38 protein-coding genes are annotated in these 25,169 nt (G+C 39.5%); 5 read left to right on the plus strand and 33 right to left on the minus strand.

Translation table 11 applies throughout. The annotated features are described in order from the left end of the window. The first annotated feature begins 47 nt into the window (after positions 1–47). The 5 genes from ACFFIP_RS07975 (at position 48) to ACFFIP_RS07995 (ending at position 4,287) form a co-directional block, all read left to right on the plus strand. A complete protein-coding gene (locus ACFFIP_RS07975) occupies positions 48–1,184 on the plus strand; it encodes a hypothetical protein (protein ID WP_382387072.1) in 1,137 nt (378 codons plus the stop codon). After that, entirely contained in the window at positions 1,181–2,407 is a 1,227-nt protein-coding gene (locus ACFFIP_RS07980) for a hypothetical protein (protein ID WP_382387073.1), read from the plus strand. Before ACFFIP_RS07975 ends, ACFFIP_RS07980 begins: the two co-directional genes overlap by 4 nt. Positions 2,408–2,419: 12 nt before the next feature. Continuing rightward, the gene (locus ACFFIP_RS07985; RefSeq protein WP_382387074.1) at positions 2,420–3,586 is read left to right on the plus strand and encodes a hypothetical protein; all 1,167 of its coding nucleotides are present in this window, start codon (positions 2,420–2,422) and stop codon (positions 3,584–3,586) included. 133 nt (positions 3,587–3,719) lie between these two features. After that, positions 3,720–3,962 carry a ribbon-helix-helix domain-containing protein gene (locus ACFFIP_RS07990; RefSeq protein WP_382387075.1) on the plus strand — a complete coding sequence of 81 codons (243 nt, stop codon included), beginning with the start codon at positions 3,720–3,722 and terminating at the stop codon, positions 3,960–3,962. After that, positions 3,940–4,287, plus strand: a complete 348-nt coding sequence (locus ACFFIP_RS07995; RefSeq protein ID WP_382387077.1) for a type II toxin-antitoxin system PemK/MazF family toxin — start codon at positions 3,940–3,942, stop codon at positions 4,285–4,287. The genes ACFFIP_RS07990 and ACFFIP_RS07995 overlap by 23 nt, the downstream gene beginning before the upstream one ends. Positions 4,288–4,492: 205 nt before the next feature. On the opposite strand, the gene ACFFIP_RS08000 is transcribed toward ACFFIP_RS07995, so the two are convergent. The 33 genes from ACFFIP_RS08000 to rpsJ form a co-directional block, all read right to left on the minus strand. Continuing rightward, complete coding sequence (locus ACFFIP_RS08000) at positions 4,493–7,693, minus strand: S41 family peptidase (RefSeq protein WP_382387078.1); 3,201 nt, start codon at positions 7,691–7,693, stop codon at positions 4,493–4,495. Between the two features lie 127 nt (positions 7,694–7,820). Next, positions 7,821–9,104, minus strand: coding sequence for a phosphopyruvate hydratase (gene eno / locus ACFFIP_RS08005; RefSeq protein ID WP_382387079.1), 1,284 nt, complete (start codon positions 9,102–9,104; stop codon positions 7,821–7,823). Between the two features lie 13 nt (positions 9,105–9,117). Continuing rightward, positions 9,118–10,224 carry a glutamine-hydrolyzing carbamoyl-phosphate synthase small subunit gene (carA, locus tag ACFFIP_RS08010; RefSeq protein ID WP_382387080.1) on the minus strand — a complete coding sequence of 369 codons (1,107 nt, stop codon included), beginning with the start codon at positions 10,222–10,224 and terminating at the stop codon, positions 9,118–9,120. 127 nt (positions 10,225–10,351) lie between these two features. Further along, a complete protein-coding gene (gene rplQ, locus ACFFIP_RS08015; RefSeq protein WP_382387081.1) occupies positions 10,352–10,873 on the minus strand; it encodes a 50S ribosomal protein L17 in 522 nt (173 codons plus the stop codon). A gap of 5 nt (positions 10,874–10,878) precedes the next feature. Continuing rightward, complete coding sequence (locus ACFFIP_RS08020) at positions 10,879–11,868, minus strand: DNA-directed RNA polymerase subunit alpha (RefSeq protein ID WP_382387082.1); 990 nt, start codon at positions 11,866–11,868, stop codon at positions 10,879–10,881. 31 nt (positions 11,869–11,899) lie between these two features. Beyond that, positions 11,900–12,502 (minus strand): 30S ribosomal protein S4, encoded by a 603-nt coding sequence (gene rpsD, locus ACFFIP_RS08025; protein ID WP_382387083.1) that lies wholly within the window; start codon positions 12,500–12,502, stop codon positions 11,900–11,902. Between the two features lie 20 nt (positions 12,503–12,522). Next, entirely contained in the window at positions 12,523–12,921 is a 399-nt protein-coding gene (gene rpsK, locus ACFFIP_RS08030; RefSeq protein ID WP_009034192.1) for a 30S ribosomal protein S11, read from the minus strand. 15 nt (positions 12,922–12,936) lie between these two features. Next, a complete protein-coding gene (rpsM, locus tag ACFFIP_RS08035) occupies positions 12,937–13,314 on the minus strand; it encodes a 30S ribosomal protein S13 (RefSeq protein WP_382387084.1) in 378 nt (125 codons plus the stop codon). Positions 13,315–13,319: 5 nt separating this feature from the next. Next, positions 13,320–13,436 carry a 50S ribosomal protein L36 gene (rpmJ, locus tag ACFFIP_RS08040; RefSeq protein ID WP_009034194.1) on the minus strand — a complete coding sequence of 39 codons (117 nt, stop codon included), beginning with the start codon at positions 13,434–13,436 and terminating at the stop codon, positions 13,320–13,322. Positions 13,437–13,442: 6 nt separating this feature from the next. Continuing rightward, the gene (gene infA / locus ACFFIP_RS08045) at positions 13,443–13,661 is read right to left on the minus strand and encodes a translation initiation factor IF-1 (protein WP_040480068.1); all 219 of its coding nucleotides are present in this window, start codon (positions 13,659–13,661) and stop codon (positions 13,443–13,445) included. A gap of 2 nt (positions 13,662–13,663) precedes the next feature. Next, complete coding sequence (map, locus tag ACFFIP_RS08050) at positions 13,664–14,437, minus strand: type I methionyl aminopeptidase (RefSeq protein WP_382387085.1); 774 nt, start codon at positions 14,435–14,437, stop codon at positions 13,664–13,666. Further along, a complete protein-coding gene (gene secY, locus ACFFIP_RS08055; protein ID WP_382387086.1) occupies positions 14,434–15,756 on the minus strand; it encodes a preprotein translocase subunit SecY in 1,323 nt (440 codons plus the stop codon). The genes map and secY overlap by 4 nt, the downstream gene beginning before the upstream one ends. A 4-nt stretch (positions 15,757–15,760) precedes the next feature. Next, positions 15,761–16,207 (minus strand): 50S ribosomal protein L15, encoded by a 447-nt coding sequence (gene rplO, locus ACFFIP_RS08060; RefSeq protein ID WP_382387087.1) that lies wholly within the window; start codon positions 16,205–16,207, stop codon positions 15,761–15,763. A 2-nt stretch (positions 16,208–16,209) separates the two neighbouring features. Then, positions 16,210–16,389 carry a 50S ribosomal protein L30 gene (gene rpmD, locus ACFFIP_RS08065; protein WP_009183363.1) on the minus strand — a complete coding sequence of 60 codons (180 nt, stop codon included), beginning with the start codon at positions 16,387–16,389 and terminating at the stop codon, positions 16,210–16,212. A 4-nt stretch (positions 16,390–16,393) separates the two neighbouring features. Beyond that, positions 16,394–16,912 (minus strand): 30S ribosomal protein S5, encoded by a 519-nt coding sequence (gene rpsE / locus ACFFIP_RS08070; RefSeq protein ID WP_382387088.1) that lies wholly within the window; start codon positions 16,910–16,912, stop codon positions 16,394–16,396. Positions 16,913–16,920: 8 nt separating this feature from the next. Beyond that, a complete protein-coding gene (rplR, locus tag ACFFIP_RS08075) occupies positions 16,921–17,271 on the minus strand; it encodes a 50S ribosomal protein L18 (RefSeq protein WP_382387089.1) in 351 nt (116 codons plus the stop codon). A gap of 5 nt (positions 17,272–17,276) precedes the next feature. Then, entirely contained in the window at positions 17,277–17,834 is a 558-nt protein-coding gene (gene rplF / locus ACFFIP_RS08080) for a 50S ribosomal protein L6 (RefSeq protein ID WP_382387090.1), read from the minus strand. A gap of 9 nt (positions 17,835–17,843) precedes the next feature. Further along, positions 17,844–18,239: a 30S ribosomal protein S8 gene (gene rpsH, locus ACFFIP_RS08085; protein WP_382387092.1), complete on the minus strand. Its 396-nt coding sequence runs from the start codon at positions 18,237–18,239 to the stop codon at positions 17,844–17,846. Positions 18,240–18,324: 85 nt separating this feature from the next. Continuing rightward, complete coding sequence (rpsN, locus tag ACFFIP_RS08090; RefSeq protein ID WP_009183368.1) at positions 18,325–18,594, minus strand: 30S ribosomal protein S14; 270 nt, start codon at positions 18,592–18,594, stop codon at positions 18,325–18,327. An 8-nt stretch (positions 18,595–18,602) separates the two neighbouring features. Further along, positions 18,603–19,157 carry a 50S ribosomal protein L5 gene (gene rplE, locus ACFFIP_RS08095; RefSeq protein WP_382387093.1) on the minus strand — a complete coding sequence of 185 codons (555 nt, stop codon included), beginning with the start codon at positions 19,155–19,157 and terminating at the stop codon, positions 18,603–18,605. Further along, positions 19,150–19,494 (minus strand): 50S ribosomal protein L24, encoded by a 345-nt coding sequence (rplX, locus tag ACFFIP_RS08100; protein ID WP_382387094.1) that lies wholly within the window; start codon positions 19,492–19,494, stop codon positions 19,150–19,152. Before rplX ends, rplE begins: the two co-directional genes overlap by 8 nt. Before the next feature lie 2 nt (positions 19,495–19,496). After that, complete coding sequence (gene rplN / locus ACFFIP_RS08105; protein ID WP_382387095.1) at positions 19,497–19,865, minus strand: 50S ribosomal protein L14; 369 nt, start codon at positions 19,863–19,865, stop codon at positions 19,497–19,499. A gap of 2 nt (positions 19,866–19,867) precedes the next feature. After that, positions 19,868–20,131, minus strand: coding sequence for a 30S ribosomal protein S17 (gene rpsQ, locus ACFFIP_RS08110; RefSeq protein ID WP_382387096.1), 264 nt, complete (start codon positions 20,129–20,131; stop codon positions 19,868–19,870). Between the two features lie 8 nt (positions 20,132–20,139). After that, positions 20,140–20,334 carry a 50S ribosomal protein L29 gene (gene rpmC / locus ACFFIP_RS08115; protein ID WP_382387098.1) on the minus strand — a complete coding sequence of 65 codons (195 nt, stop codon included), beginning with the start codon at positions 20,332–20,334 and terminating at the stop codon, positions 20,140–20,142. An 8-nt stretch (positions 20,335–20,342) separates the two neighbouring features. After that, positions 20,343–20,762 carry a 50S ribosomal protein L16 gene (rplP, locus tag ACFFIP_RS08120; protein ID WP_382387099.1) on the minus strand — a complete coding sequence of 140 codons (420 nt, stop codon included), beginning with the start codon at positions 20,760–20,762 and terminating at the stop codon, positions 20,343–20,345. 23 nt (positions 20,763–20,785) lie between these two features. Beyond that, positions 20,786–21,520, minus strand: a complete 735-nt coding sequence (gene rpsC / locus ACFFIP_RS08125) for a 30S ribosomal protein S3 (protein WP_382387100.1) — start codon at positions 21,518–21,520, stop codon at positions 20,786–20,788. 9 nt (positions 21,521–21,529) lie between these two features. Beyond that, the gene (gene rplV, locus ACFFIP_RS08130) at positions 21,530–21,919 is read right to left on the minus strand and encodes a 50S ribosomal protein L22 (RefSeq protein ID WP_382387101.1); all 390 of its coding nucleotides are present in this window, start codon (positions 21,917–21,919) and stop codon (positions 21,530–21,532) included. A 2-nt stretch (positions 21,920–21,921) separates the two neighbouring features. Beyond that, a complete protein-coding gene (rpsS, locus tag ACFFIP_RS08135; protein ID WP_009034213.1) occupies positions 21,922–22,200 on the minus strand; it encodes a 30S ribosomal protein S19 in 279 nt (92 codons plus the stop codon). Positions 22,201–22,202: 2 nt separating this feature from the next. Further along, the gene (gene rplB, locus ACFFIP_RS08140) at positions 22,203–23,027 is read right to left on the minus strand and encodes a 50S ribosomal protein L2 (protein WP_382387102.1); all 825 of its coding nucleotides are present in this window, start codon (positions 23,025–23,027) and stop codon (positions 22,203–22,205) included. Between the two features lie 13 nt (positions 23,028–23,040). Next, positions 23,041–23,328 (minus strand): 50S ribosomal protein L23, encoded by a 288-nt coding sequence (gene rplW / locus ACFFIP_RS08145; RefSeq protein WP_382387103.1) that lies wholly within the window; start codon positions 23,326–23,328, stop codon positions 23,041–23,043. A 4-nt stretch (positions 23,329–23,332) separates the two neighbouring features. Further along, positions 23,333–23,962, minus strand: coding sequence for a 50S ribosomal protein L4 (gene rplD / locus ACFFIP_RS08150; RefSeq protein WP_382387104.1), 630 nt, complete (start codon positions 23,960–23,962; stop codon positions 23,333–23,335). 4 nt (positions 23,963–23,966) lie between these two features. Further along, a complete protein-coding gene (gene rplC, locus ACFFIP_RS08155; protein ID WP_382387105.1) occupies positions 23,967–24,599 on the minus strand; it encodes a 50S ribosomal protein L3 in 633 nt (210 codons plus the stop codon). Positions 24,600–24,850: 251 nt separating this feature from the next. Continuing rightward, a complete protein-coding gene (gene rpsJ, locus ACFFIP_RS08160) occupies positions 24,851–25,156 on the minus strand; it encodes a 30S ribosomal protein S10 (RefSeq protein ID WP_024284766.1) in 306 nt (101 codons plus the stop codon). Between the last annotated feature and the right edge of the window lie 13 nt (positions 25,157–25,169).

The raw sequence follows: 25,169 nt of genomic DNA on the forward strand, positions 1-25,169 counted from the left end.
GGATGGTCTGAATTTTTTTATTATTTTAGAAAAAATTGCCTTAAACCATGAATCTAAAAATTCAATACTTTTGGTCGGCTTTATTTTTTTGGAGCCTGATATCCTGTCAAGAAAATCGGGAAATAAAGGTAATTTCAAATGATTTCTCTGTGGAAATAATTGATTCCGCAAAAGTGGACTATCTTGGCCAGGTAAATGCAACGGATTTCCAGAAAGGCAAAGGGCTTTTCTTCGACAGAAAAACCAACACCTTACTGCTCTTTGACAGTACAGGGAAAATATTACAGCAGAAAACATTTCCTAGTGAAGGTCCTGAATCAGTGAGTTATATAGGTGGAATGCGCTTTCAGCCATCTGGAAAGATCGTGGTCACAACCCTGGTTGGGGACATTGCCCTTCTACGAGAAGACCTGAGCTTGGAAAGAAAAATACAAATGCCCTTTACTACCGAACTTAGGGATATGATGGGCAATGCAAGAACTTTTGATTTCTATGAAAACAAAATCCTGATTTTCTACCCTGGAAGAAATGGTAAAAATCCTTATCTGAGGGATTTTTGGAGAGAAAATCCACTGATAGAGCAAGTGGACCTGGAAGCAGGGAAGGTCAAACCCATGATCAGGCTATCTCCAGAAAGCAAGCACCAAAGCGATTTTTATTACGAAAGGCCATTTCCAAAAGTGGCTATCCATGGAAATTTACTTTACCTACACTTGGATACCGAATCGCTGATAACGGTTTATGACCTGGAAAAAGACGGTGAATTGCTGGAAACACTCGATTTCAGTCCCTCCAAATATGTACAGTGGGAAGGCCAAAAAGAACAAGTGGGATATGTATCAGGAAACTTTATGTCCCGAGCAAGATCACACAATGTATATGCATTACCACAGGGTTTGATCATTCATTACGATGAGGGCATCAATCAGGATGCCTTTATGAATGCCGGCCTAAAAGACAAAAATAATTGGTACAAAATCCCCGATATACAAAAGAAATACCTCAGGATCTATGAGCCTGAGTTAGGTTGGTCCAATGAAATCGTCGTACCTCCAATTATTTCAATGATCATGAATATTGAAGATTTGGACAAAGCCTTTTATGCGATCAGAAGCGATGAATACCTGGGTGAAGAACAGGAGTATGTAACATTGTATAAGCTGAGACTAAAAAGGAATCAATGAAAAAAACCATTACACTTGTCGAATCTGGAAAATCAAAAGAAAGAACTTCCTCAGGCTCACTTTTGATTGCCTGTTTGTTAACAATATTTCTTGCTTCCTGCGCAACGGAAAATGCAAAAAGCATCAAGCTAGAAAAATTCATTCTTCAGAAAACCGATTCAATTCTGGTGGATTACGAAGGTGTATTCTACCTCAGGGATTATCATCCTGAAAAAGATGTTTTTTTGGCCGAAGATTATCAAAACAATCGCCTGATTGAGTTCAACAGAGATGGAGATATCGAATACCAGATCAATTGGCATCAAGACGGTCCTGATCGATTGGAAGCTTATCCGGTCGGAATCAATTATATAGGTGACAGCATTGCTTTTATTCTTCCCCAAAATCAAATCGTGTTTCTCAATAAATCTGCTAAGATCACTGGAAAAATCCCTTTTGGGGCAGGTTCTTTTTATATAAATGGCCTTACTGGGGATAATATTTTCAAACTGGGGGGCAATTTCGTCTACCTCCGCCCCGAAAACATGGAAATGATAGAAAACTACGACGATTTGTTTGGATCAGCTTATTCCAAACCTATTCTTGAAATATTCGAAGCCTCTTCCAAACAACGAAAATACACCATGCCTTTTCCAACGGGGAGCATTTACCAACCTGGGAGCTACAGGTTTTGGACATTCCCGACGATCAAAAAGAGAAGGGCAGATTACTTTTTGTTTTTCCATGCTGAACCATGGTTCTACCACTATAAGCAAATAGAAAACGAAATCCTCTTCCAACAAAAAGTCAGTCTCCCTGATACCAAATTTGTACAAAGAAAGGCCGTGTCCATGAATCAGTCTGACAAATATTGGGATATCAATGGAAACATCATTGAAGGAAGAATCACTGGGCTTTATCCGCTAGAAAAGGGCATCCTGGTCATTTACCGAAAAGGTTTGGATGAAAATATAACCTCGGGCTACAACACAGATGACCGGGAGGTTAGACGGATGCTGGACGACAATCACAATCCTTATTTATGGGCCTTTTTTGATTACGAAATGGGTGCTATTACTTGGAATCAAGCCTGTCCCGAAGGGATCATTTGGACTTCATCTTATACAAAGAATGGAGAAATCGTGGGCCTGAAAGACCAAGAGTTTCACGGAAAAGAAGAAAAACACCAAACCTTCTACCTTTACAAGCCCGTACAAACAAATTATGCGGCAACTTACTTTTAAAAAAACCAAACGATGTCAAAAAACTATTTCAACTCTGCATTAATTGCGCTCGCTCTTTTTTCAATCCTTGCTTGCAGCCGAAAGGAGCTTGAGAGCTCAGCTGACACAAGTCCTAAGAGCTACGGGGTGGAAATACTGGACTCTCTTGTTGTGGACTACATTGGCTTACTGTCCTGGTCTCACATTAGTCCAGATGGCAGAAAATTTCTGGCCATGGACCTTCAGAAATCAGACGTACTTCTTATTGACAACGAAGGCCAAATCCTACAAACTCTCAATAAATCCGGAGATCAGCCTGAAAGTATTGGCCCCAATTTGATGGGCAGACCACAATTCAGAAATGATACGGAGATCGCTTTTTTGGGAACCAAAGGCTTATTCCTATTCGATTTAAGGGGTAATTTAAAGCAACAATTTGAGCCTGACTTTAATCCCATTATGAATTTCATCATTTTAAATGCAGATGTTTTTCAGTTTAGGGATCCAAACTTTGCCCTTGGGCTAATGGCAGGAAGAAACACTGAAGGTTCTGGTTTTTATGAATCTACTGAAGGCACCAAATTTGAAGCCATTGACCTGTCAAAGGGCTCATATTTGGGAGTCATTCCTTTTCCGGAAAATTCAAGATTCAAAGCCTCTGAAATTTTCCCTGTCACCAATACCGTACCTCTACTAAGAACGACCAAAGAAGGCTTGTACATTGCCTTTAAAAATGAGTCTAAGATATTTTTCTACAATTGGGATGATCTGAATAAACCTTCAAAGGAAATCCAATTGCAGGTAGACAACTTCCAATTGATCAAAGGAAAGGATCCCAAATCAGTGAATCAAAACATGATCAGTTTTGATACCAGGGAATTTGCTTATGGGGCTATCAATCAACTTATTTGGGTGGATGGTCAATTATTGATCAACTACAGTCCAGGACTTTCAGATGAGGAATATGAAAGGATCACAAATGGCATCAGTGATTTTCAGGAAATATTTAATTTGATCGGCGAGAAAAATCAGTCTCAATGGGCAGTAGTATCAGAAGACGGAAGCCTCACTCCCATAGAAATTCCCGGTAAACTAGGCCGAATTGAATTTGTAGACCAAGAAGGCAACTTTTGGATCTCCCCCAATAGAACTGAAATGGAAAGGGATTATGAGGTACTATTTAAGGCAAGATTGAGGTAATTCTCTTAATACACGACAAAAACTACCTCATTCTACTAATCAAATAATTTCCTGGGTACAAAGTAAACCTCATGCTGCCGAAACTTTTTTCCTTGACGAAAAGTATATACTTTTATGATATACTCATATGGACATGAAAACCCTTTCTCTCAAATTAGACGATGCCATTTTCGAAGAGACTGAAGAGCTTCTTTCCAAAATGGAAAAATCCAGAAACCGCTACATCAATGAAGCTTTGGATCACTACAACAAAATCCAAAAAAGAAAACTTCTTGAAAAATTATTGGCCAATGAATCAAAGCTCGTAAGCACTGAATCTTTAAACGTTTTGGATGATTTTGAGCAATTTGAAGATGAGGAAAGTTATAAAATTTGAGATTTGGATTGCAAATCTTGATCACAGATTCGGAACTGAAGCAGGCAAGACACGGCCCGTTTTGATAGTGCAAACAGACTTGCTCAACAAAGTCCATCCTTCGACCTTAGTTTGTCCAATCAACACAAATGTACAGCCTGCCAGCAGAGTCTTGCGTGTTCAACTCACGAAAGGAATGGCAAACTTGGAACAAGATTGTGACATCATGATCGATCAATTGAGAGTCATTGATAACAGAAGATTTCTCAAAAAAATCGGTACAATCCCCGAAGCCCAAGCCAAGAAAGTAAACGAAAACCTGCTTATAGTCCTCGATCTTGTATAAAAAAACGAGGCTACCCATTCGGCAGCCTCGTTTTGACCATTAAGGTTCCAGCTGGAAAATCAGTCTTTGGGAGCTCTAAACATCCATTTTTATTTTATTTCAACATTGTTACCAGTGTATTTAAGACAAAATCCGAAATAAACTCCGACCTCCCCCTATTTCCAGCTATTTCAACTTTATTTCCCCTTATTTCAACTCTGAAACCTCATTTTATCTGCTCCAGCAACTCCTTCACCGCTGCCTCAATCTGGGCATCCTTACCAAATAGGATTTCCTCAAATGGCGTAGCTACTTTAATATCTGGTTCCAGTTGGAGATTCTCCAATGGCCTATCTTCAGCAACACCGTAGAAGGCAATCATAGGTATCCCGAATACAATTGTAGGATCAATCTGTGTTTCCCACCATACAGCTGTACTGGTACCTGGGACCGGCATACCGATGAGTTTACCGATTCCCTTAGCCCGATAAGCATATGGGAAGGCATGGGCATCTGAGTAATTGCTCTCACTCATCAATACTACGCTTGGTTTGGCCCACTTGTCACGGGGTTCGCCTCCCCTAGCTACAAAACCATAAGGCCTGAAGGTCGCGTAAGGTTTCCCATCAAGGAAGTTGGAAAGATCCTCATGCAGCCAACCCCCGCCATTGAATCTGGTATCTACAATCAATGCTTCTTTATCAGCATTTTTTCCCAAAACTTCATCGTAAACGGTACGGAAACTGTTGTCATTCATACCTTGTACATGTACATAGCCTATCCTTCCATTGCTCAGCTTGTCCACCATTGCACGCATGCTCTCTGTCCATCTTTTATAAAGGAGCCCATTTTCTGCACCTTGGGAAATAGGCTTAACTATTTCCTCCCATCTTGTTTTTGAAGCTGGATCATAAAAACTCAACAGAACATTTTTGTCTGCCTTTCTATTGAGGAGCATGTTCCAATCAAAATTCAGGATAATCTCTATCCCATCAATTTTCTCTATGACATGACCGGCCTTCACTTTACTTTCCGCCCTATCCAATGGACCACCTGTGATTACTTCTGTAATTTTAAGGCCATTATCCTTTGAACTCTCATCGTAGAATAATCCTAGTGAAGCAGTTTGGTCACCATTATCTGACCTGTGTGAATACCTACCTCCTGTGTGGGAGCCATTCAATTCACCCAAAATCTCGCTCAACAATTCCTGGAAATCATAATTATTGTTGATATGTGGAAGGAAGCGGGCATAAGTAGCCCTGTACATATCCCAATCAATTCCATGTAGTGTAGGGTCATAAAATTTCTTTTTCACCTGTCTCCACGCATGGTGGAAGATATATTCACGCTCAGAAGTAGCATCTAAGACCATTTCTTCACTAATTCCAATGTTACTTAGTTTGCCATTTCCTGTCTCAATCTTTGAAAGTCTTCCATTTGCAAGGACAAATAAATTTTTGCCGTCTTTATCCAATTTTATAGTGCCTGGTCCCGAATTGGTTTTTGCCAAAGACTTCAATTCTTTGGTACGGGTATCCAATGCCCACACATCATAGCGGTCTTCAAAACTCGCCATAAAATAAAGTTTATCTCCATCCGGGGACATGTCAAAAGAAGAAAGGTTGATAGAACCAGTAGTCAATCTTAACTTCCTGTTTTCAATACCGCTTAAGTCAAGTACAAGGGGACCTTCTTCCTTCTTCTTATCCTTGTCTTTTTCTTCCTGTTCCTTCAAAAGATCATATTCAGCCTTGTTCAACTTAAATCTATCAAATGCAGTCTTATCGAAGAACAAGGCATAAATATCCAATTCTCTAGCTCCTTGAAGCGCTAACGGCTTTTTTCCGTCACGGTCATTGGCCCAAATAAGTGCCTTCCCTTTCAAAGCGAACTGTCCCCGTCCATCCGAAAAACCTGAATTTGTCAAATTAACTCCTTCTTTGCCTCCTGCCGCATCATACAAGACCATGTGGCTCGCTCCATAGAGCCCTAACGCGTTTTTGGCAACAATCCACTTACTATCCGGACTCCAGGTAAAATCCTGGTCCCCATCGCTGTAAGAAAAGTTCTCTCCGGCAGGAATAATAGTCCTGGAAGTTTTATTGGCTAAATTGAAAACTTTAAGAATATTTCGCTCTTCAAGATACGCTATCTCTTTACCATCAGGTGAAACAATTGGTTGGAATTCATCCTTATCAGTTGCTACTACTGCTTCTTCATTGATCAAAGTAGCCACATAAAAATAAGGCTCATCACTTCTCACAATATTCGCCTTATAGATGTCCCAACTTTCTCCTCTTTCACTGGAATAATAAAGTGTACGGCCATCTGCCCCCCAACTCAACATCCTTTCCTGAGCAGAGGTATTGGTAACTCTTTTGGTCAGGTTATTATCGACAGAAGTCACAAAAACTTCTCCTCTAAATACAAAAGCTATCTCTTTACCGTTTGGAGAGAGGGCCATTTCAGTAGCACCACCGTTAACAGAAACTATTTTTTGATCATTTCCCCTAAAATCAGCGAAAATTTTCACCGGAACTTTGACTGGTTGACTTCCTGGTGTCAGCGTATAAATTTCCCCATTCCAAGTAAAAGAGAGTACATCCTGCTTGCTACTACTCAAATGTCTCACTGGATGATCTTTGAAATGGGTCAATTGCGTCTCGCTTCCATTACTAAGATCTCTTTTGAAAATATTTTGAGAGCCATTTTTTTCACTTAGATAAAATGCTGATTTACCATCAGCTGAAAAAAGCGGTTCTCTGTCTTCTCCTTCAAAGTCACTGATTTGGGTATATTTCTGTTGTTTTAAATCATACAACCAAACATCTCTGGTCACAGAAGAAGTATGCCTTTTTCTCCATTCATCCTCATAGCCCTTTCTATCCTGAAAAATGATTCTTTCTCCATTTGCATCAAAACTGGCGTTTTGAAAACCTGCCGTAGACAACAAAATAGACCTTCCGCCCTCAACAGGCACTTTATAGAGCTTCCCGAATAGTCCCTTATTAGGAAACCTCACAGAGGTCTGAAGATCATTTCTTGGTGAACTGAATATAACATCTTTACCATCAGGAGTAAAATCCCAGGGAAAATCATTACCAGAGTGGTAAGTCAGCCTCTTGGCTTCCCCTCCAACAGAAGGAATAACATACACATCAAAATTCCCGAATCGGTCACTGGCAAAAGCAATCTGCTTCCCATCTGGACTCCATACTGGCATGTAATCGTGTGCTTCATGAAGGGTCAAAGGGGTAGCTGTCCCTCCTTTTGCACCAACTTTAAATAAATCCCCTTTATAACTGAACACGATCTCATTGCCATCAGGGGAAATGGCAGGATACCTCATCCATAAGGGATCCGTCTGTGCTATCAACTCAAAACTCAAGACGGATAGTAAAATCAAGTAAAATATTTTCCTCATAAATAATTGATATAGTTTCGATTGGAAAATAATAAAAATACAATTGAATTCCGACTGAAATTCTATAGGAGGTTAAATGAAAAAGACGACCTTTGGGGCCGTCTTTTTCATTTAAGCAAAGCTAAAATTAACCTTTTTTACTTGGGAAAATAGCAGATTCGCCCAATTGCTCTTCAATTCTCAGTAACTGATTGTACTTTGCCATCCTGTCGGATCTTGATGCTGAACCTGTTTTGATCTGACCACAGTTAACCGCAACAGCCAAATCAGCAATGGTAGAATCTTCAGTTTCACCAGATCTGTGAGACATGACCGCAGTAAAGCCTGCCTTATGCGCCATGGCGATGGCATTCAAGGTTTCAGTCAAGGTTCCGATCTGATTCACTTTGATCAAGATAGAATTAGCAGATTTCTCTTCAATTCCCCTTTTTAGAAATTTCACATTGGTCACAAACAAGTCATCTCCGACCAATTGTATTTTGGATCCGATTTTGGCAGTTAACATTGCCCAACCTTCCCAATCTTCTTCAGCACATCCATCTTCAATAGAATCAATAGGATATTTTTCAGTGAGCTCTGCCAAGTAAGCGACCTGCTCTTCTCTGCTTCTCACTTTTCCATTTGGTCCTTCAAATTTAGAATAGTCATACTTCCCATCCATAAAGAATTCGGAGGCAGCACAATCCAATGCAATGGTAACATCATCACCGGCTTTGTATCCTGCCTTAGCAATAGCATCTAAAATACAAGCTAAAGCTTCTTCAGTTCCCCCAGAGAAATTAGGTGCAAAACCACCCTCATCTCCTACTGCTGTACTAAGGCCTTTATCGTGAAGGATTTTTTTCAAATGATGGAAAATTTCTGCTCCCATTCTCATTGCCTCAGAGAAACTAGGCGCTCCCACTGGACGGATCATGAATTCTTGGAAAGCGATAGGAGCATCTGAATGAGATCCTCCATTGATGATATTCATCATCGGCACAGGTAAAGTATTGGCATTTACGCCACCGATATAGCGGTAAAGTGGTTGACCCGCTTCCATAGCTGCTGCTTTAGCAACAGCCAAAGAAACACCTAAGATAGCATTTGCTCCAAGTTTGCTTTTGGTTGGAGTACCATCGAGACCAATCATTATTTGATCTATTAGGTTTTGCTCAAAAATATCAAGGCCTACCAATTCGGGTGCAATAATATCATTCACGTTCGAAACAGCTTTCAATACACCTTTTCCAAGGTATTTGGATTTGTCACCATCACGAAGTTCTACAGCTTCATTAACGCCTGTAGAGGCTCCACTTGGAACAGCCGCTCTTCCAAAAGCACCATTTTCGGTAAAAACATCTACTTCAATAGTAGGGTTACCTCTGGAATCTAAAATTTGTCTGGCATGAATTGATTGAATCAAAGTCATAATGTTTAAAGGTTTAAGAGTTGTTATTTTGTCGCATTAAAGATATAAAATCATCAAATAAATACCTTGAATCATGCGGTCCTGGCGATGACTCAGGGTGGTATTGAACTGAAAATGCAGGTTTGTTCATTAATTTAATGCCCGCTACTGTATTATCGTTGAGGTGAACATGGGTTATTTCCAAGATTTCACTTTTTTCAACATCTTCCCTGTTCACCACAAAACCATGATTCTGAGAAGTAATTTCACTTTTCCCTGTGAGAATATTTTTGATGGGGTGATTTAATCCTCTATGACCGTGATGCATTTTGTATGTAGATACTCCACAGGATTCGGCCAGAATTTGATGACCAAGGCAAATCCCAAACACAGGTTTATTTGTTTCAAGAATTTCTTTTGTGGTCTTGACGGCATATTCCATTACAGCTGGATCTCCAGGGCCATTAGACAGGAAATAACCATCAGGATTCCAAGACTCCATTTCTTCAAAGGAGGTTTTTGCAGGAAAAACTTTACAATAAACACCACGATCGGCCAAATTTCTCAGGATATTTAATTTGATCCCAAAATCGAGACAGGCTACTTTATAGGAAGCTTTTTCATCTCCATAAAAAAACGGTTCTTTGGTACAAACCTGGGAGGAAAGCTCCAATCCGTTCATATCAGGAACAAGATTCAATTGGGTTTTCAAACCGGCCAAGTCATCCTCATATTCAGAACTGATTATAGCATTCATAGCTCCTTTAGAACGAAGATGTCGGACAAGTTTTCTAGTATCTATATCTGCTATACCAGTAATTCCGTATTTGACAAGATAATCTTGAAGAGAACCACTTGCGTCTAGCCTACTGTACACCTCAGAGAAACTATTCACAACAATCCCTGCGATGGTAGGGTGCTCTGATTCCACTTCTGTATCAATCACCCCATAATTTCCTATGTGGGATGTTGTTGTCACTACAATTTGTCCAGTATAAGAGGGGTCTGTATAAATTTCCTGATACCCTGTCATACCGGTATTGAAACATATTTCACCGCCATTAGTACCTGGAGATCCAATCAATGTACCTCTGAAGATCGTACCATCAGCAAGAAGGAGTGTAGCTTTTTGTTTATTCATGGTTTTTTATTGAACACGCCAAAGTTAAGTATTTTTGAACTTTAAGCCTTAGGAAATTGAGATGGATATAAAAAAAGGGATTGAACAAAAGTCCAATCCCTTTATATTTTGAAATATCATGCATGAATTATTCCGCAGATTTTTCTTCATTGCTATCATCAGCTTTAGAAGGCTCCTCAGCTTTTGGCTCAATAGCCTTAGCAGCAGGAGTTGCTTCAGCAGTGGAAGATGATCCTCTTCTACTTCTTCTAGTAGTTTTCTTAGCTGGCTTGGTTTCTTTCAACATCAATTCATTGAAATCAACCAATTCAATGATGCACATTTCAGCATTATCACCAAGACGAAATCCTGTTTTGATAATTCTAGTGTATCCACCTGCTCTGCTGCCTACTTTCTCAACAACTTCACCGAACAAAGCTTTGATTCCTTCTTTGCTTTGAAGGTAAGAGAAGGCAACCCTTCTATTGTGAGTAGTATCTTCCTTAGCTCTGGTAATCAGAGGCTCTACATATTTTTTAAGCTCCTTTGCCTTGGCAAGCGTTGTAGAAATACGCTTGTGAAGAATCAGGGAGTTAGCCATATTGGAAAGCATTGCTTTCCTGTGACTGGCTGTCCTGCCAAGGTGGTTAAATTTCTTACCGTGTCTCATTTTAATTATTCTTCATCAAGTTTATACTTAGATAAATCCATACCAAAGGTCAAACCCTTCTCCTGGATAAGTTGCTCAAGCTCAGCCAAAGATTTCTTCCCAAAATTTCTAAATTTCATCATATCAGAAATTTCCAATTTGGCAAGATCTCCAAGAGTCTTCACATCAGCAGCTTTCAGACAGTTAAATGCACGAACAGAAAGATCCAAGTCACCAAGTGGTGTCTTCAGAAGTTTTCTCATGTGCAAGAACTCCTCATCAATTGGCTCTGGTTCAGAAACTCCAGTGGAATCAAGAACCATAGTTTGATCAGAGAACAACATGAAGTGTTGGATCAGGATTTTAGCAGATTCCTGAAGCGCTTTCTCAGGATGGATTGAACCATCTGTCGTTACTTCAAGGATCAATTTTTCAAAGTCAGTCTTTTGCTCAACCCTGGTGTTTTCAACACTATATTTCACATTCTTGATTGGGGTGAAGACGGCATCAATTGGAATAACTCCAAAAACCTGTTCTTTAGGCTTGGACTCTTCCGCTGGAAGATAACCTCTACCCTTTTCAACTGTCAATTCAATTTCAAAACTTTTAGATTCATCCAAGTGGCAGATCACCAACTCAGGATTCAATACCTCAAAAGAAGAGGTGAACTTGGCGATATCTCCAGCAGTGAAAACAGACTGATTCTTAACTTCAACAGTGATTTTTCCATCAATAGAATCATGGACTTTCTTAAATCTAACTTGTTTAAGGTTAAGGATGATATCAGTCACATCTTCAACAACACCCTCAATTGTGGAAAATTCATGAACAACTCCAGGAAGCTTCACAGATGTGATGGCGTAACCTTCAAGTGAGGACAACAAAATTCTCCTCAAGGCATTGCCGATAGTGACCCCATAGCCCTTCTCAAGTGGCTTGAAGGTAAACAAACCGTGGAAGTCATCGGCTTTTTCCATCACCACTTTCTCGGGCATTTGAAATGCTAATATGGACATATCAATAGTTCTATTTAAGTCTGAAAGTTTATTATTTAGAGTAAAGTTCGACGATCAATTGTTCCTTGATGTTCTCAGGAATATCATCCCTAGTAGGAATTGACACAAACTTACCTGCTAAAGAGGTGCTATCCCACTCTAACCATGGATAACGGTTACTTTTTCCTGCCAAACTAGCAGTAATAGCTTCAAGAGACTTGGAACGTTCTCTAACAGCTACTACATCACCAGGCTTCAAGGTATAGGAAGGAATATTGACAAGTTCACCATTAACTAAAATATGCTTATGAGAAACAAGTTGTCTAGCAGCTCTTCTCGTAGGTGCAATACCTAGTCTAAATACAGTGTTGTCCAATCTTGCTTCCAAAAGTTGAAGAAGGTTTTCACCTGTAATACCTTGCTTTCTGGATGCAATATCAAACATTTTTGCGAATTGTCTTTCCAATACTCCGTAGATGTATTTGGCTTTTTGTTTTTCAGCAAGCTGAATCGCATATTCAGACTGCTTTTTTCTTCTACCTCTACCGTGCTGTCCTGGAGGGTAGTTTTTCTTTTGGAGAGCTTTGCTGTATCCTTCGATAGGCTCACCGAATCTTCTGGCGATTTTTGCCTTTGGACCTGTATATCTTGCCATTCTATATCTTCTTTAAGAAATTAAACTCTTCTACGTTTTGGAGGACGACATCCGTTGTGAGGAAGTGGGGTCACATCTATAATCGTAGTAACATCTAAACCTACATTTTGCAAAGTCCTGATCGCAGACTCACGTCCTGCACCTGGACCTTTAACAAAAACCTCAATTTTTCTCAATCCTAGATCATAAGCTACTTGACCGCAATTTTGCGCAGCCATTTGTGCAGCATATGGAGTGTTTTTCTTTGAACCTCTGAAACCCATTTTACCGGCAGAAGCCCAAGAAATCACTTGACCAGAATTATTGGTAATAGAGATGATGATATTGTTAAAAGAAGCTTTGATGTGGGCTTGGCCTACTGCTTCAACTTTAACTACTCTTTTTTTACCTTTAGCTTTATCGTTTCTTTTCTGAGCCATAATCTAATTCAAGATTTATTTAGTTGCCTTCTTCTTGTTAGCAACAGTTTTTCTCTTACCTTTTCTAGTTCTAGCGTTATTTTTGGTTTTCTGACCTCTAACAGGAAGACCCTTCCTATGTCTCAACCCTCTGTAACACCCGATATCCATCAATCTCTTGATGTTCAACTGTATCTCAGACTTAAGAGCTCCTTCAGTTCTGAACTCTTCAGCTATGATATTTCTAATAGCGGTAGACTCTTCATCATTCCACTCTCCGGCTTTCTTATCATAAGAAATACCTGCTTTCTCCAGGATCGCTCTGGCTGAACTCCTACCGATTCCGAAGATGTAGGTCAAGCCGATTTCTCCACGCTTGTTGTCTGGTATGTCAACACCTGCAATTCTTGCCATAATGATTAACCTTGTCTTTGTTTAAACTTAGGATTTTTCTTGTTGATGACGTAAAGTTTTCCTTTTCTTCTGATCACTTTACAGTCAACACTTCTCTTTTTAATTGATGCCTTAACTTTCATGACATTTTATTTGTATCTGTAAACGATTCTACCCTTTGAAAGATCATAAGGAGACAATTCTAATTTGACTTTGTCACCAGGAAGGATCTTAATATAATTCATTCTCATTTTCCCTGAAATATGTGCAATCAATTGATGTCCATTTTCCAGTTCTACCTTGAACATTGCGTTAGACAATGCCTCTATGATCGTACCATCTTGCTCTATAGATGTTTGCTTAGCCATATTTAGAATTTAAAATTTTCTTCTATATACTGGTGAGTAGTCAATATCTCCGTTCTGTCTTCAAAGATAGCTACAGTATGCTCATAATGGGCTGAAGGTTTTCTATCAGCAGTCCTAATAGTCCAACCATCTCTTTCCTGCACAATATTTCTAGTCCCCAGATTAACCATCGGTTCAATGGCAATGACCAATCCATCTTTTAAAACCGGTCCACTGCCTTTTTTACCATAATTGGGAACTTCTGGAGATTCATGGAGATTTCTACCCAAACCATGTCCTACCAATTCCCGAACAACAGTGTAACCTTTGGATTCTACGAACTTTTGAATTGCATTCCCAATATCTCCAATCCTATTGCCAAAAACAGCACTTTGAATTCCAAGATAAAGAGATTCTTTTGTTACATTGAGCAATGACAATACTTGTGGGGAAACTTCACCGACAGGGTAAGTATAAGCGGAATCGCTATGAAAACCTTGGTGAAAGACTCCACAATCTACTGAGATTATATCGCCATCTTTCAATACATAGTCACTGGGAAATCCATGTACCACTACCTCATTAACAGAGATACATAGGGATGCAGGAAATCCATTGTAACCTTTAAAAGAAGGTACACCATGGTTATCCCTGATGTACTCTTCTGCAATTTTGTCCAGAAAAGAGGTCTTTACCCCTTCCTTAATATATTTTGCAACTTCGCCGTGAGCTTTACCTAATATTTGAGCGCTTTCTTTGATTAACTGAACTTCCTCGGAAGTTTTGTAATGAATCATACAGCAGCTGCATAGTTAGAAGGATTGTTTTTCATGTTTCCACTTTTCATCATTCCTTCGTAATGTCTCATCAACAAGTAACTTTCTATTTGTCTTAGGGTATCCATGATAACCCCAACCATAATCAATAAGGAGGTACCTCCGTAGAATTGAGCAAACTCACCACCTATACCTGCAATAATTGCGAAAGCTGGCAACACTGCAACTAAGGACAATAGAATTGAACCTGGCAAGGTGATCCTAGATATGATGTTGTCAATAAAATCAGCTGTCGGTGCACCAGGCTTAATACCTGGAACAAAACCGCCATTTCTTTTCAAATCTTCTGCGATTTGCTCCGGATTAACGGTGATCGCTGTGTAGAAGAAAGTGAACAGAATGATCATTATCGCAAACACCAGGTTGTACTGCCATGATGTAAAATCACTGAATGTACTACCGATATAATTAGCAATATCACTTTCAGCAGACCAAATTTGCGCAACAAGAGCCGGTAAGAACATCAAAGATTGAGCAAATATGATAGGCATAACCCCTGAAGCATTCACTTTTATAGGGATATACTGTCTTTGACCACCGTAGACTTTTCCACCAACAACTTGCTTGGCATACTGAACAGGAATTCTTCTTGTAGCCTCTGTCAAGGCAACTACGCCCAACACTACGAAGAACAACACGGCTGCTTCAATAAGTAGCAACAACATTCCCGAGGTACCTTTGGATAGTACTTCAGCGATAATAGCTCCAGGAAACCTAGATATAATACCGATCATAATCAGCATGGAAATACCATTACCAATACCTTTTTCGGTAATCTTTTCACCCAACCACATACAGAACATTGTACCGGCTGAAAGTAACACTAATGAGCTAAACATAAAGAGAGATGTGCTCACCATTACAGCACCTGTAGGCAAAATAGTAGCAGTTATATAACCGATACCCTGTGCAACAGTAATCGCTATAGTAAGAACTCTGGTAATTTGATTAATTCTTTTTCTACCAGATTCTCCCTCTTTTTGAAGTTTTTGAAAGTATGGTACTCCAACAGTTAATAACTGCAACACGATAGAAGCAGAAATATATGGCATGATCCCCAAACCAAAGATAGAAGCATTGCTAAAGGCTCCTCCCAGGAATGTATCGATCAAACCAAAGATACCTTCGGGCGCATCTCCTAATTTAGAAGGATCCACACCAGGTAATACGATAAAAGAACCTAATCTGAATACCACTAGAAAACCAATGGTATTCAAAATCCTGATTCTTAGATCTTCAATAGAAAAGATATTCTTAACTGTTGAGATAAACTTTTTCATCTAATTAAAGCTTGTTTACTGTTCCGCCTACTTTTTCGATAGCTTCAACAGCGGAAGCAGAGAAAGAGTGAGCACTTACGTTAATTTTGGCTGTAAGTTCGCCTCTACCTAACACTTTTACAACATCTTTTTTAGAAACTAATCCATGATCCACCAAAGAATCAAAAGAAATGGTCTCTAGGTTGTGTTGCGTTGCAAGTTCTTGCAATACATTAAGGTTGATAGGCTTATAAACAACTTTGTTTAGGCTCTTAAAACCGAATTTAGGAACTCTTCTTTGAAGAGGCATCTGACCACCTTCAAAACCCAGTTTGGATTTATATCCAGATCTGGATTTAGCACCTTTATGACCTCTTGTAGAAGTTCCACCTCTACCGGATCCGGTACCACGACCGATTCTTTTTCTAGATTTTACAGAACCTTCAGCAGGTTTTAATGTATGTAATTTCATGATTAAGCTTCCTCCACTTTTACAAGGTGACTTACTTTTCTTACCATACCAGCGATTGCAGGGTTGTTTTCAACCTCTACAGTCCTGTTGATTTTTCCAAGACCAAGGGCTATGATAGTCGCCTTCTGATCTTTAGGTCTCTTGATCGTACTTTTAACCTGAGTTATTTTGATTTTAGCCATCTTCTTACCCGTTAAAAACTTTTGACATTTTCACACCTCTTTGTTGAGAAACAGCTATTGCATCTCTTAGTTGAACCAAGGCATCAATAGTTGCTTTAACCACGTTGTGAGGATTAGAAGACCCTTTGGATTTAGCCAAAACGTCTGTAACACCGGCACTTTCCAAAACAGCACGCATCGCACCACCGGCGATAACACCTGTACCTGCAGCAGCTGGCTTGATCAATACGAAACCACCACCAAATTTACCAAGTTGCTCATGAGGAATAGTACCTTTCAATACAGGAACTCTCACAAGATTTTTCTTGGCATCTTCAATACCTTTAGTGATTGCATCAGTTACTTCATTGGCTTTTCCAAGTCCATAACCTACTACGCCGTTACCATCACCAACAACCACAATAGCGGAGAAAGAGAATCTTCTACCACCTTTAACTACTTTAGCTACTCGGTTGATAGCAACAACTTTCTCTTTTAATTCTGTATCTGTCGCCCTAATGGGTTTTCTTCTTATTTGAGACATAATATCTATTAAAATTTAAGGCCGCCTTCCCTTGCACCATCAGCAAGAGCTTTAACATTACCGTGATAAATGTAACCACTTCTGTCGAAAACAACTTCAGTGACACCATTTGCTACTGCTCTTTCTGCGAGTTTTTTACCAACTTCCTTGGAAACGGACAGATTGGTATTGCTAACAGCACCAAGTTCTTTGGAAGAAGCGTGCGCAAGGGTTTGACCTTTAAGATCATCAATCAACTGTGCGTATATACCAGTATTGCTTTTAAATACTGACAAACGAGGTCTAGAATCAGTACCGGAGATCTTTCTGCGGATACTTTTCTTGATTCTTAGTCTTCTTAAATTCTTATTAAAAGCCATTTCTCTTATTTTTTACCAGCAGTTTTACCAGCCTTACGTCTAACAATTTCACCAACGAAACGTACACCTTTACCTTTGTAAGGTTCAACTTTACGCAACGATTTGATCTTAGCAGCAACTTGGCCAATCAATTCTTTGTCTATACCTTCCAAAGTCACCAATGGGTTTTTACCTTTTGGTGTCTCTGTTTTCAATGCAATTGAATCAGGTAAGGCGAAGAAAATGTTGTGAGAATAACCTAGGGAAAGTTCTAAAACTTGACCTTGGTTAGACGCCTTGTAACCTACACCGACTAATTCTAGTTCCTTCTTATACCCTTCAGAAACACCAACAACCATGTTGTTGACCAATGAACGGTAAAGACCGTGTAGTGATTTATGTCTTTTTGACTCTGTAGGTCTTTCAACGACAATTTGATTGCCTTCAACCTTGACAGCGATATCGGGATTCACATCCCTTACTAGCGTACCTTTGGGACCTTTAACAGTGACAACATTGTGTGCTGACACGTCTACAGTAACACCCGCCGGTATATTTATTGGTTTTTTACCTATTCTAGACATGACGGTTTATTAATATACGTAGCAAAGTACTTCTCCCCCTATACCTTCTGTTCTAGCTTCCTTATCGGTCATAACACCTTTAGAAGTAGACAAGATGGCAATTCCCAAGCCATTGATGACTCTTGGGAGATCTTCATGTTTCACATACTTTCTCAGACCTGGCTTACTAACTCTGGTCAGGCTAACGATGGCATTCTGCTTTGATGCTGGATTATATTTCAACGCAATTTTGATGGTTCCCTGGGGACCATTTTCTTCAAATTTGTAGTTTTGAATATATCCTTTATCATGAAGCACCTTCGTGATTTCCTTCTTGATATTAGAAGCAGGTATCTCAACGATTCTATGAGTAGCCTTTATGGCGTTTCTCAATCTTGTTAGATAATCAGCTATTGGATCAGTCATAATTATATAAGTCTAACTGCACTCTCCCTCAATGGGCGTGCAAAGTTACACAATGATTTTCAGAATAAAAACTCTTGCTTGAATTTTACCAGCTAGACTTGGTTACACCTGGGATTTTACCAGCGGAAGCCATCTCCCTAAAGGTAACCCTGTTGATACCAAACTTCCTCATATATCCTTTAGGACGACCAGTCAGTTTACATCTGTTGTGCAATCTAACTGGAGAAGAATTCTTAGGTAGTTTGTCCAAAGCTTCGAAATCACCTGCAGCTTTCAGTTCAGCTCTTTTTTTAGCATATTTTGCTACAAGTCTTTCTCTTTTTCTCTCACGAGCTTTTAATGACTCTCTTGCCATAATATTTCTTAGTTATTTTTGTTAACAAAAGGCATCCCGAAAGCTTTCAATAAAGCAAAGCTTTCCTCATCTGTATTAGCAGTAGTCACAAAAGTGATATCCATACCGGAAATTTTGTTGACTTTTTCTATACTGATTTCTGGGAAAATGATCTGCTCAGTAACACCTAAAGTGTAATTACCTCTTCCGTCAAATCCTTTATCACTGATACCTTTGAAATCTCTTACACGAGGAAGCGCCACAGTCATCAATCTATCCAAGAACTCATACATTTTATCACCTCTTAAGGTAACTTTAGCTCCGATAGGCATGCCTTCTCTCAACTTGAAATTAGACACAGAAGTCTTTGCGATAGTGGCAACAGCCTTCTGACCTGTGATAAGTGAAAGCTCTTCAACACCTTGGTCAACCAATTTTTTATCTGCTACAGCAGCTCCAATACCTTTATTGATTACAATTTTGGTCAATTTTGGAACCTGCATAACTGACTTATACTGGAATTTTTCTTTCAACTCAGAAACGATCTCAGTATTATATCTTTCTTTAACTCTAGGTTTAGCCATTGATCACCTCCCCAGTTTTCTTAGAATATCTAACTAATTTACCATTTTCTCCAAGCTTTCTGCCTGTCCTGGTAGCTTCACCAGATTTAGGGTCAACCAACATCAGGTTACTGATGTGTATGGCTGCCTCTTTCTTTTCAATACCTCCTTGGGGATTAGCTGCTGTAGGCTTCACATGCTTCGTAACCATGTTCAAACCTTCAACAATAGCCCTTCTTTTTTCAGGATTAACGGAAAGGACTTTACCGGTTTTGCCTTTATCATCACCAGACAATACTTTTACAGTATCACCTGTTTTTATGTGCAATTTTGGTTGTTTGTTATATTTTCTTTCCATGATTACAATACTTCTGGGGCCAAAGACACAATTTTCATAAACTGCTTATCTCTCAACTCCCTTGCCACAGGACCGAAGATACGGGTACCTCTTGGCTCGTCGTTGTTGTTCAAAAGAACAGCAGCATTATCCTCAAAACGGATATAAGAACCGTCTTTTCTTCTAATTTCTTTCTTCGTTCTCACGATAACCGCTTTAGAAACGGTACCTTTTTTCATGTTGCTGGAAGAAAGAGCAGACTTAACAGTTACCACAACTTTATCGCCGATGGAAGCATATCTCTTTTTGGTTCCACCCAAAACACGGATTACTAGCACTTCTTTAGCGCCAGAGTTATCCGCTACACCTAGTCTGGATTCTTGTTGTATCATGATTACTTAGCCCTTTCTATAATTTCTACTAATCTCCAACGCTTATTCTTACTCAGCGGACGAGTTTCGCTGATACGAACGATATCTCCTTCGTTAGCTTCATTTTTCTCGTCATGAACCATAAATTTGGTAGTCTTGGCAACAAATTTACCGTAGATAGCATGTTTAACCCTTCTTTCTACGGCAACGGTAATGGACTTATCCATTTTGTTGCTGACTACTTTTCCTATTCTTTCTTTACGAAGATTTCTCTCAGTAGTAGCCATCTTTTTTCTTATTTAGCTAATTGTTTTGCTTTCAAGATCGTTTGAAGTCTGGCAACAAAACGTCTTGCTTCCTTAATTTTATTGGGATTCTCAATTGGAGAGATAGCATGAGCAAATCTTAACTTAGTCAAGTTATCCTGCTCAGCGGCTAAACGCTCACGGATCTCACTTTCTGAAAGTGATCTGATTTCTGAGTTTTTCATGGTCTTAATTATCCAACGTAATCTCTACGTACTACAAATTTTGTACTTACCGGTAGTTTTTGTTGAGCCAATCTCAATGCTTCCTGTGCAACTTCAAGGCTCACACCTGTTGCTTCGAAAAGAATCGTTCCTGGCTTGATCACTGCCACCCAGTACTCAGGTGCACCTTTACCTTTACCCATACGAACCTCTGCAGGTTTTTTGGTAATAGGCTTGTCAGGGAAAATTCTGATCCATACCTGACCTTCTCTTTTCATCGCTCTCGTCATGGCAATACGCGCTGCCTCAATCTGACGGGAGGTTATCCATCCTGGTTCAAGGGACTTGATACCAAAGTTGCCGAAAGAAAGCGTATGCCCTCTTTGCGCCAGACCTTTGACTCTGCCCTTGTGCATTTTTCTATATTTAGTTCTCTTAGGCTGTAACATGATTTCTCACTTATAGGTGAAAATTAGTTATTTCTCTTTCTTCTTTTTGGACCACCTTCTCTTCTTTTCCCTCTGGCATTTCCACTTGCCTTTGGCTCATTGGCCGCACCAATGTTTGGAGAAAGATCTCTCTTTCCGTAAACTTCACCTTTGAAGATCCAAACTTTGATTCCGATGATACCATATACAGTGTTTGCTTCGGAAATAGCATAATCGATGTCCGCTCTCAAAGTATGCAAAGGAATTCTACCTTCCTTATACATCTCAGATCTCGCCATTTCAGCGCCACCCAATCTACCTGAAAGTTTCACTTTGATACCTTCAGCACCTACTCTCATAGCCGCTGCGATGGATTGCTTCATAGCTCTTCTGAAAGAGATACGTGCTTGAAGTTGTTGAGCAATTGATTCACCAACCAATTTCGCATCCACTTCTGGACGCTTGATCTCAAAAATGTTGATTTGAACATCTTTGTTGGTCAATTTTTTCAATTCTTCTTTAAGCTTATCAACTTCGGCTCCGCCTTTTCCAATGACTACTCCTGGACGTGCAGTATGGATAGTAAGAGTGATTCTCTTCAAAGTTCTCTCGATGATCACTTTAGAGATTCCTCCCTTAGGAATTCTGGCGTTGACATACTTTCTGATCTGCTGATCTTCATAAAGTTTGTCAGCAAAATCTTTTCCGCCGTACCAGTTGGATTCCCATCCTTTGATGACGCCAAGCCTAAAACCAATTGGGTTTATCTTTTGTCCCATAGTCTGATTTTAATTAGATTTTTCTGTTGTTTCTACTTCATCAGCGGTAACGCCTGCATTGTAAGCATCTACAACAAGGGTTACATGATTTGATCTTTTACGAATTCTGTGAGCTCTACCTTGAGGAGCAGGTCTAAGTCTTTTCAATGTACGGCCAGCGTCAACGAAAATTGTTTTAACATATAGATCTGCATCTTCCAGTTTAGCATCTGGATTTTTTGCTTGCCAGTTGGCCACAGCAGAAAGCAGAAGCTTTTCTAATTTAATAGATCCGTGATTCGGAGTAAACTTCAAAATGCTTAATGCTTGTCCTACTCTTTTGCCTCTGACGAGGTCAGCTACCAATCGCATTTTGCGAGGAGAAGTAGGAACATTTTTTAATCTTGCTATTGCTTCCATGATTATCTCTTTCCTTTATCTTTTTTGGCAATATGACCTCTAAAGTTTCTAGTAGGTGCAAATTCTCCAAGCTTATGACCAACCATATTGTCTGTAACAAACACTGGAATAAATTTATTTCCGTTATGCACAGCGAAGGTATGGCCTACGAAATCCGGAGAAATCATTGATCTTCTTGACCAAGTCTTGATCACTGATTTTTTGCCAGATTCGTTCATTACATCCACTTTTTTGGCCAAGTGATGTTCTATATAAGGACCTTTTTTTAATGAACGTGCCATGATTATTTGGATCTTTTACCGATGATGAATTTGTTTGAATACTTTTTAGGAGATCTGGTTTTCTTACCTTTAGCAAGCAAACCTTTCCTAGATCTTGGATGACCACCAGAAGAACGGCCTTCACCACCACCCATTGGGTGATCTACTGGGTTCATCGCAACACCTCTGGTTCTTGGTCTTCTTCCCAACCAACGGTTTCTACCAGCCTTACCCAAAACCACATTCATGTGATCAGCATTGGATACGGTACCTACAGTAGCCATACAGCTACCCAATACCATTCTCATTTCACCTGAAGGCAATTTAACTGTTACATATTTACCTTCTCTGGCTACAATTTGAGCATAACCACCTGCACTTCTTGCTAAAGCGCCACCTTTGCCTGGTTTCAATTCAATATTGTGAACAATCGTACCCAAAGGGATATTCACCATCTGCATTGCATTTCCAACCTCAGGAGCAACGCTTTCTCCGGAAATCACTGTTTGACCGACTTGCAAACCTTCCGGAGCGATAATATAGGTCTTAGCACCATCTGCATAGAATAATAATGCGATACGTGCAGTTCTGTTTGGATCGTATTCGATAGTTTTTACTACAGCCGGAACACCAAACTTATCTCTCTTAAAATCAATAATTCTAAGTCTTTGCTTATGACCACCACCAATATATCTAGCGGTCATTTTACCTACATTATTTCTACCACCTGTCTTTCTCTTAGGAGCCAAAAGAGACTTTTCTGGCTTTGATGCTGTAATCTCATCAAAAGCCGGAGCTACTCTGAATCTGGTTCCTGGGGTTACAGGTTTTAATTTTTTAACTGCCATGATTTTGATTCAATTAAATTTCTCCGTAAAAATCAATAATTTCACCTTCAGCTACTTTAACAATGGCTTTCTTGTAGGCATTGCTGTAACCTGATACAATTTTTGTCTTGGTGTACCTGGTCTTTGGCTTACCAGCATATCTCATGGTACGCACATCTTCCACTTTCACACCGTACATTTTTTCTACGGCTTTTTTGATTTCTGGCTTAGAAGCAGTTTTCTCAACTACGAATCCATAAACACCTTGTTCATTCATCGCAGAAATCTTTTCCGTAATCAAAGGCTTCTTAAGTATCTGCATTTTCTTACTTCAATAAAAGGGTTTCTAACTTACTTACAGAACCTTCGCACAATACCAAGTTATCGGCATTCAACAATTCGTAAGTATTTACACTGTCTACTGTAACCACCTTTGCTTTTGGCAGGTTTCTGCTGGACAAATAAACATTCTTGTTTTCTTCTGGAAGAACCAAAAGTGTCTTCTTATCAGATAAAGAAAGACCATTCAAAAGCGCCATATAGTTTTTGGTCTTTGCAGTTTCGAAAGAAACGTTCTCAAGAACCATTACACTATTGTCTTTTGCTTTGTATGTCAAGGCTGACTTCCTTGCCAACTGCTTCAACTTCTTATTCAGCTTGAAGGAGTAATCTCTAGGCTTAGGACCAAATACTCTACCTCCACCTCTGAAAACAGGGGATTTCAAAGATCCAGCTCTAGCACCACCGGTACCTTTTTGCTTTTTGATCTTTTTGGTAGAACCGGCAACCTCATTTCTTTCTTTAGATTTGTGGGTTCCCTGTCTTTGGTTAGCCAAATATTGCTTTACATCCAAGTAGATCGCGTGATCATTAGGTTCGATCGCGAATATGTCATCAGAAAGATTGACTCTCCTACCTGTGTCTTCACCGTTATGTTTTAATACTGCTAATTCCATTTTCTTACTTCTCTAGAATAACGAAAGAATTTTTTGGACCAGGGACTGAACCACTCACAAGAAGCAAGTTCTTTTCAGGATAGATTTTAAGGACTTTCAAATTGATGACCTTAACCCTGTCTCCACCTGTTCTACCTGCCATTCTCATTCCTTTGAATACTCTGGATGGCCAAGAACAAGCACCAATGGAACCTGGGTGTCTCTGTCTGTTATGTTGACCGTGAGTTTGTCCACCCACACCACCAAAACCATGACGTTTTACTACACCTTGGAAACCTTTACCTTTGGAAGTTCCGATAGCATCAACGAAGTCACCTTCAATAAATACTTCCTCAGCTTTTACAGTTTTACCAAGATCAACCTGACCTTCGAATTCGACCCTAAAGTCTCTGAATTCAACAACTTTCTGCTTTGGCGTTGTACCGGCTTTTTTAAAGTGTCCGATAAGTGGCTTAGGAGTATTTTTCTCCTTACGCTCACCGTAAGCCAACTGAACAGCGTTGTACCCGTCTGTTTCTACATTTTTTACTTGCGTCACTACGCAAGGACCAGCTTCTATTAGCGTGCATGCGACATTTCGTCCATCGGCACTGAAAATGCTAGTCATTCCTACTTTTTTACCTATTATTCCAGACATCTTCTGTTATATAATAATCTTGAATCCCAAGTGCTTATACACATGGGCGCTTTTTAAGGACTGCAAAGTTAGAAATTAAATTTCACCTTACAAACCCCAACTTTAATATTTTCAATTATTTACAAAAATAAATTTGGTGAAAACCTACATGAGGTCAACACCCTACTCTTGTTTTTTAAGCTGAAATCTCTAAACAAAAGAAAAACCCGCTCCATAAGGAACAGGTTTTTCATGATCAGATCAGGAATCTGTCAGACTTTGATCTCAACATCAACACCACTCGGAAGCTCGATTTTCATCAACGCATCCACAGTTTTGGAACTGTTGCTGTAGATATCAACCAGTCTCTTGTAAGTACAAAGTTGATATTGATCTCTAGCTTTTTTGTTAACGTGTGGGGATTTCAAAACAGTGAACTTTTCCTTTTTGGTTGGCAAAGGAATTGGCCCAACAACTACTGCTCCGGTTGCTTTCACCGCTTTTACGATCTTCTCTGATGACTTATCCACCAGGCTATGATCATATGATTTTAATTTTATTCTGATTTTCTGATTCATTTTCTGTCAAGAT

Source organism: Fontibacter flavus, from assembly GCF_042432905.1.
Taxonomy (GTDB): Bacteria; Bacteroidota; Bacteroidia; order Cytophagales; family Cyclobacteriaceae; genus Fontibacter; species Fontibacter flavus.